3 protein-coding genes and 1 pseudogene are annotated in these 3,632 nt (G+C 75.0%); 1 reads left to right on the top strand and 3 read right to left on the bottom strand.

Annotated elements, in window-relative coordinates; translation table 11 throughout:
* Nucleotides 1–31: 31 nt before the first annotated feature.
* The 3 genes from HMPREF3105_RS05555 to HMPREF3105_RS05545 are packed head-to-tail and all read right to left on the bottom strand — an operon-like array spanning nt 32 to nt 2,543.
* On the bottom strand, nt 32–1,036 hold the full coding sequence (locus tag HMPREF3105_RS05555) for a D-isomer specific 2-hydroxyacid dehydrogenase family protein (RefSeq protein WP_070708941.1): 1,005 nt from the start codon (nt 1,034–1,036) through the stop codon (nt 32–34).
* A gap of 24 nt (nt 1,037–1,060) precedes the next feature.
* Nucleotides 1,061–1,582 (bottom strand): gamma carbonic anhydrase family protein, encoded by a 522-nt coding sequence (locus HMPREF3105_RS05550; protein ID WP_036314590.1) that lies wholly within the window; start codon nt 1,580–1,582, stop codon nt 1,061–1,063.
* Between the two features lie 55 nt (nt 1,583–1,637).
* The gene (locus HMPREF3105_RS05545; protein ID WP_061866944.1) at nt 1,638–2,543 is read right to left on the bottom strand and encodes a formyltetrahydrofolate deformylase; all 906 of its coding nucleotides are present in this window, start codon (nt 2,541–2,543) and stop codon (nt 1,638–1,640) included.
* A gap of 178 nt (nt 2,544–2,721) precedes the next feature.
* Here HMPREF3105_RS05545 and HMPREF3105_RS05540 point away from each other — a divergent pair.
* A pseudogene (locus HMPREF3105_RS05540) lies at nt 2,722–3,632 on the top strand (hypothetical protein); the annotation flags it as partial.

Raw genomic sequence — 3,632 nt, 5'->3', positions numbered from 1 at the left:
CTGAGCCGGCGCCGGGGACGCCGGGGGCGGGTCAGTACCCGCCCTCGGCGTCCACCAAGCCCTCCAGCTCCGTCCCGGCCGCGCGGGCCCGCAGGTTCCGCTCGACCCGCGCGTGGAGCAGCGGGACGCACATCTCCGGGGTGTCCGCCGTGTGCGGCGTGATGAGGGCGCGCTCCTCGGTCCAGAGCGGGTGGCCGTCCGGGAGGGGCTCGGGGTCGGTGACGTCCGTGCCGTAGCCGTGCAGCCGACCCGCCGCGAGGGCCTGGACGACGGCGTCCGTGTCCACCAGCGCCCCGCGGGCGACGTTCACGAGCACGGCGTCCTCATCCAGGAGGGCGAGGCGGTCGGCGTCGACCATGCCGCGGGTCTCCTCGGTGGCCGCCGCGGCGATCATCACGACCTGCGCGCCGGGCAGGACCTCGTCGAGGCGGTCGGTCGTGACGGTGCGGTCCGCGCCGGGCACGTCGCCCGCGCGTCGGCGGACCGCGGTGACGTGCACGTCCCAGGTCTTGAGCAGGCGGATGTACTCCTGTGCGATTCCGCCGCCGCCCACGACCACGGCATTCAGGCCGTTCAGGGTGCGCCCGGAGGAGGGACCCCATGTGGTGGCGCGGACGCGCGCGGGCAGGTCCCGCAGCAGGGCCAGGGTGAGCAGCAGCGCGTGTTCGGCCACCGGCGGCGCGTATGTGCCCTTGGCGGACGTCCACACGATGTCCGGGCGGCTGCGCACGAGGGGGACGAACGGCTCGATCCCGGCGAACGGGAGCTGCACCCAGCTCACGTGGGGGTGGGCGGTCAGGGCCGCGGCGAGCGCATCGACCGGGATCGGGCGGACCATCAGCAGGGCCGTGGCAGAGGTGTCGCCCTCGGCCACGGCGGCGCCGCCGACGTCGGCCACGGCCTGCTCGGCCAGCCGACGGGCGTGGGCGTAGGGGGTGCCGGCGACGTCCTGCGCCGCGGGGAGGACGAGCAGGCGCTCGGGGACGTCGTCGGGTCGGGTGCGGGGGAGAGCGGAAGAGGTGGGCATGGTGCCCACCGTCCCACATCCTCCGGGCCCGGTTCAGCCGGCGACGGCGTCCCGGTGCGCGGCGGACAGCCGCAGGTAGGTGGCCGCGTTCTTCTTGAGGCCCTCCCGCTCCTCGTCCGTGAGGGGGCGGCGGACCTTCGCGGGGACGCCCGCCACGAGAGAGCCGGCCGGGACCTGCGTCCCCTCGAGCACCAGGGCCCCGGCGGCCACGAGCGAACCGGCCCCGATCACCGCGCCGTTCATCACCGTGGCGGACATGCCGATCAGGCAGTCGTCCTCCACGGTGGCCCCGTGCACCACGGCGGAGTGGCCCACGGAGACACCGGCGCCCAGGGTGCACGGGAAGCCCTCGTCCGCGTGCAGCACCACGTTGTCCTGCAGGTTGGTGCCCGCCCCGACGCGGATGGGGGCGGAGTCACCGCGGGCGGAGACGCCGTAGAAGGCCGAGGAGCGCTCGGCCATCTCGACGTCGCCGGTGATCGCGGCGGTCGGGGCGAGGAAGACGGACTCGTGGATGCGCGGGGTGGCACCCGCGACGGTGATGATGTGGGCCATGCCACCAGCCTAGGCGGGCAGGACGACGGCGCCGCGTGGCGCCGTCGTCCCGGGCTCAGCTGAAGACGACGGTCCGCCGGCCGTCCGCGAGGACGCGGTGCTGGGCGTGCCAGCGCACGGCCTGCGCGAGCGTGGAGCCCTCGACGTCGCGGCCGCGGGCCACGAAGTCGGCGGCGGTCTGGGCGTGGGTCACCGGCTGCACGGACTGCGCGATGATCGGGCCCTCGTCCAGGTCGGCGGTCACGTAGTGGGCGGTGGCGCCGATGAGCTTCACGCCGCGTTCGTGCGCCTGGTGGTAGGGGCGGGCGCCCTTGAAGGAGGGCAGGAACGAGTGGTGGATGTTGATGGCCATCCCGGCCAGGTCCCGGCACAGCTCGTCCGAGAGGATCTGCATGTAGCGGGCCAGGACGACCAGCTCGATGTCGAACTGGGCGATCAGGTCGCGCAGCCGGTCCTCCGCGGCCTCCTTGGAGTCCCGGCTCGAGGGGTCCTTGGAGACGGGCACGTGGATGAAGGGCACGCCGTAGAAGGAGGCGAGCGGCTGCAGGTCCAGGTGGTTCGAGACCACCACGGGGATCTCGATGGGCAGGGTGCCGGCGCGCTGCTGGAAGAGCAGGTCGTTGAGGGTGTGCCCGTCCTTGGAGCACATCACGAGGGTGCGCATGCGGTGCGCCGCGTCCCACAGGCCCATGCGCATGCCGAACTCCTCGCGCACCGGCGCGAGCGCCTGCTCGATGTCCTCCCGCGTGGCCGGGGTCACGAACTCCACGCGCATGAAGAAGTCGCCGGTGTCCGGGGAGTCGTACTGCTGCGACTCGGTGATGTCCGCCTCCACGCCCAGCAGGGCGCCCGTCACGGCGTGCACGATGCCCTTGCGGTTCGTGCAGGCCAGCGTGAGCACGCGGGCGTGCTCCGCGCCGGAGGCGGGGGAGGGGCTGGGGGAGAGGGCTGCCGTGTCCATGGCGTCGATGGTAGGCGGTGCCGGCCGCGCGGAACCGCGGGATGACGGGGCTGATCCCTGGTCGGGGGGCCGGGCCCCGTGTCATTCTCAAGACCAGGTTCCCCGCCGCGCGGCGGCGCGGGAAGCACGACGCGGCGCCCGGCCCGGCCGGTCGCCCCAGACGACCGAGGAGCACCCCATGCCAGAGTCCACCCTCTACTGGATCATCGCGGCCATCATCGTCGTGCTGCTGATCCTGATCATCCTCTCGGTGATCGCCTCCCGCCGTCGTCGTGAGGCCGAAGCCGAGGCCGCCGAGACCCGGCTCGAGCGTCGGGGTGTCACCGCGGACACCGCGGGTGAGCAGGCGGCCGCCCCCGCGGCCCCGACCCGCCTCTCCCGCCTGGACGAGGTGGCGGCCGAGGAGGACGCGCGCCCCGTGGCCGCGGTGAAGCCCGCCGGGGGTCTGGCTGCGTTCGACACCGCCGCGGCGGACCGCGAGACCGACGAGTCCGTCGCCGGCGTGGCCGGCGGTGCGGGGGTGACCGTGGACCAGCAGGGCGCCCCGAGCACCGAGGCCACCGCTGAGACCCACCGTCGCGATGCCGCGGCTCCGACCACCCGGGGAACGCTGCGCCCCGTTGCGGCGGCGCCGAGCACGGCGCGCGAGGCGGACACCGTGGGCCTGGGCGCGGCCGGTGTGGCCGGCGGCTCCGGCGTCACCCTGGACGAGCAGACGCCCGCGGCCGACGTCCCGGCGACCCCGGCCTCCCCGTCCCCGGTGACCGAGACGACCGCCCCGGCGGCACCGGCCGCCGAGGCTCCGCAGCACAGGAGCCACCTCACCCCGGCTCCCGAGCACGTGCACGGGACCGTCCCCGCCGACGAGGTCGCCGCCGAGCACACCCCTACCAAGGAGTTCGCCACGGAGGCGATCCCCGTCCCTCAGGGCGAGCACCTCGAGACGCACACGGTCGCCACCACCGCGCACGGCTCGGTCACCGTCGTGGCCACCGAGTCGGACCAGGCCCAGCAGAACGGCGCCGACGGGGCGGAGCGCTCGGCCGCCGGGGCCCTGCGCATCGACGGCACGCCCGGGGTGCCCGGGCG

The sequence above is a fragment of the Micrococcus sp. HMSC31B01 genome (assembly GCF_001816085.1).
In the GTDB taxonomy this organism is placed as follows: Bacteria; Actinomycetota; Actinomycetes; order Actinomycetales; family Micrococcaceae; genus Micrococcus; species Micrococcus luteus.
The sequence above is the reverse complement of the archived record's forward strand: the minus strand, read 5'-3'. Positions and strand labels throughout refer to the sequence as shown.